Here is a 3671-nt window from a genome sequence, read left to right as displayed (position 1 = left end):
TCACCCGCGCGTGCAGGGCGAGCGCCTCGGTGAGGGTCGACTTGCCCGCGTCGGGGTGGCTGATGACGGCGAACGTACGGCGGGGGCGATTGTCGGGCACCGATCGAATCTACCGGGACGAGGCCCGGACCCGTGCTTCCGCGGCGGTGGTCTCCTCGTCGTACGCCGCCGGCCGGGGCAGGGCGTGCGGCTCGACGCCGCCCTCCAGGGCGATGACGGGCAGGACCCGGTCCAGCCACGCCGGCAGCCACCAGTTGGCCCTGCCCAGCAGGGACATGGTCGCCGGCACCAGGACCATGCGGACCACGGTGGCGTCGATGAGGATCGCGGTGGCCAGCCCCAGGCCGAGCATCTTCAGCGACGGCACCGGGCTGGCGACGAAGCTGAGGAAGACCGCGACCATGATGAGGGCGGCGGACGTGATCACCCGTCCGGTGCCGGCGAGCCCGCGGGCGACCGACTCGGCGTTGTCGCCGGTGCGGTCGTACTCCTCGCGGATCCGGGAGAGCAGGAACACCTCGTAGTCCATGGAGAGCCCGAACAGGATCGGGAACATGATCACCACGATGACCGAGGTGATCGGCGTCGGCCCGGCCAGGCCCAGGAGCTCGGCGCCCCAGCCCCACTGGAAGACCGCGACCAGGACGCCGTACGCCCCGGCGATGGACAGCAGGTTCATCACGGCCGCCTTGAGGGGCACCGCGATCGAGCGGAAGACCAGCATCAGGAGCAGGAACGACACCCCGATCACCGTGCCGATGAAGATYGGTAGCTTGGCGTTGAGCTGGTCGTTGAGGTCGTCGGTCGTGGCCGTGATCCCCGAGACGTAGACGTTGTCCGGGACGACGTCGCGGACACGCTGGATCGTCGCCGAGGTGTCGGCGTCGGCAGGACCGGTGGTCGGGGTCGCGGTCAGGACCACGGTGTCGCCCCGTGGGGAGACGAGCGGCCCGCCGACCGAGGCGATCCCGGGGACGGCGGCGATCTCCGCGGCCACCGCGGGGAGGTCGGCCGCCCCGGCACCGCTCTCGCCGAGGTCGGTGATGACCATGAGCGGTGCGTTGACCCCGATGCCGAAGCCCTCCGCCAGGAGGTCGTACGCCTGTCGATGGGTCGTCTCGGCGGGGGCGTCGCCGGCCGCGGGGAAGCCGGTCTGCATCCAGAACGCGGGGGCCGCGATCGCCAGCAGGGCTGCGGTGGAGGCCAGCAGGTAGGGCCAGGGGCGAGCCGAGACCCGGTGGCCGAAGCGCCACCATGCGGTGTCCTCGGCGGACGTGGCGGAGGCGCGGCGACGCCCGATGCGGCCCTTGTCGATGCGGTCGCCCAGCAGGGCCAGGAAGGCGGGGAGGAGGGTGATGGCGGCGGCCACGGCGAGGAGCACCATGAGGGAGGTGGCCAGCCCGATCGAGGTCAGCACGCCGAGCCCGATGGTGGCCAGCGAGGCCGTGGCGATGACGACGGTGCCCCCGGCGAACACGACCGCCGTGCCGGAGGTGCCCATGGCATGGGCGAGGGCGCGCTGGTTGTCGACTCCCGTGGCCCGGCTCTCGCGGTACCGGGACACGACGAACAGGGCGTAGTCGATGCCCACGCCGAGGCCGACCAGCCCGGCGACGGGGATGGCCGACGGTGACACGTCGATGACGGCGGCCAGGATGCCGATGCCCCCGACGCCGGCGCCGACGGCGATGAGGGCGATCCCGATCGGCAGGACGGCCGCCACGAAGGTCCCGAAGACCAGGAGCAGCACCATGAGGGCGACCAGGRGGCCGATCCCGACGTGCCCCGAGCTGTTGGCCGCGGCGTTGAGGAAGACGGCGTCGCCGCCGAGCTCGACCCGGACGCCCGGCTCGCCCATGGCCGAGACGGAGTCGGCCAGGCTGGTGAACGCCGGCTTGCCCATCTCCCGCTCGGGCACGTCGAGGGTGATGCGGGCATACCCGATGCGCCCGTCGGGCGACACGGTGCCCGTCGTGAACGGGTCGGTCACCGTGGCGACGTGGTCGAGCCCGGAGACGTCGGCCAGCACCGAGTCGACGCCGGCACGCTGGGACTCGAGGGTGGCGCCCTCGTCGGCAGCGAGGACGACGAGCGCGGAGCCCAGCGCCGCGTCGGGGAACTCGTCGGCGAGCAGCGCCGAGGCGCGCTCGCTCTCGCTGCCCCGCGCGGAGAAGTCGTCGACGAAGGTGCCCCCGCCGGTGGCGGCGAGGAGCAGGACGGTGGCGAGGACGAGCATCCAGCCGGTCATGGTGCGCCATGGGTGCCTCGCGCTCGCCATGGCGACAGCTCGGGTGAACCTGTTCATGGTGGTCTGCCTCTCGGGAGTGGGGTCCCGGTGGTGGGCCCTGGAGTCGTGAAGCTAGGCAGCGATGTGGTGAGCGGTCGTCACCACACGTGGTGAGCGGGAGGATGATGGGCCCGTGGCCGTCGCCCTCGTCGAGACCAAGTTCTTCCTCCCGCAGGCTCGCCCCGACCTCGTGGCCCGTCCCCGGCTGGAGCAGGGCGCCCTCGCGGGCCGGACCCGGTTGACGCTGGTGTCGGCGCCGGCCGGATTCGGGAAGACGACCCTGCTGGCGACCTGGCTGGCGAGGCAGGCCGCCGGCGCGGGGTCCCCGCCACGAATCGCCTGGGTGTCCCTGGACGGGTCCGACTCCCGGGCCGAGGTCTTCTGGAGCTACGTGCTGACGGCGCTCGAACGCGCCGCGCCCGGCTCCGCCGGCGCCGGTCTGGCGCTGCTCGAGTCCGGGCAGCCGATCGAGACCGTGCTGACCGCCGTCCTCAACGAGCTGAGCGTCCTTCCCGGCGACCTGACCCTCGTCCTCGACGACTACCACCTCGCCGAGGCACCCGCCGTGCAGCCCGGCATGGCGCTGCTGCTCGAGCGGCTCCCGCCGCAGGTGAGCCTGGTCATCGGCACCCGCGCGGACCCGGCGCTGCCCCTGGCCCGGTTGCGTTCCCGGGGGGAGCTGACCGAGGTCCGCGCGGCCGACCTCCGGTTCACCGAGGACGAGACGGCCCGCTACCTGGCCACGGCCACCGGTCTCGACCTGGACGCGGCCGACGTCGCCGCGCTCGGGGCCCGTACCGAGGGCTGGATCGCCTCGCTCCAGCTCGCCGCGCTCTCGCTGCGGGGCCGTGACGACGCGTCGTCGTTCATCGCCGGCTTCGCGGGGGACGACCGGTACGTCGTCGACTACCTCGTCGAGGAGGTCCTCGACCGCCAGTCCGCCGACGTCCGCGGGTTCCTCCTGGACACCGCGATCCTCGAGCAGCTCACCGGACCGCTCTGCGACGCCGTCACCGGGACCACCGGGAGCGCGCAGGTGCTCGACCTGCTCGAACGACGCAACCTCTTCGTGGTGCCCCTCGACGACCGGCGCCAGTGGTACCGCTACCACCACCTCTTCGCCGACGTCCTGCGCGCCCACCTGCTCGTCGAGCATCCCGGGCGCGTCGCCGGGCTGCACCGCCGGGCGAGCGACTGGTACGACGCGGCCGGACGGCCCGTCCCGGCGGTGCGTCACGCCCTCGCGGCGGGGGACGTGGACCGGGCGGCCGACCTGGTCGAGCTGGCCGTCCCGGAGCTGGCCCGGGAGCGGCGGGAGGTCGTCATCCGGGGCTGGGTCGACGACCTGCCGGCCACGGTGCTGCGCAACCGTCCGGTCCTGGCC

Annotated in this window: 1 protein-coding gene and 1 pseudogene; one reads left to right on the top strand and one right to left on the bottom strand. The window is 73.3% G+C overall.

Translation table 11 applies throughout. The features are described from left to right. Nucleotides 1-109: 109 nt before the first annotated feature. A complete protein-coding gene (locus ACXJKL_RS16970; RefSeq protein WP_457208195.1) occupies nucleotides 110-2278 on the bottom strand; it encodes an MMPL family transporter in 2169 nt (722 codons plus the stop codon). Nucleotides 2279-2420: 142 nt separating this feature from the next. Here ACXJKL_RS16970 and ACXJKL_RS16965 point away from each other — a divergent pair. After that, nucleotides 2421-3671 (top strand): annotated as a pseudogene (locus tag ACXJKL_RS16965) (helix-turn-helix transcriptional regulator); the annotation flags it as partial.

The sequence above is a fragment of the Nocardioides sp. P5_C9_2 genome, from assembly GCF_054049555.1.
The sequence above is the reverse complement of the archived record's forward strand: the minus strand, read 5'-3'. Positions and strand labels throughout refer to the sequence as shown.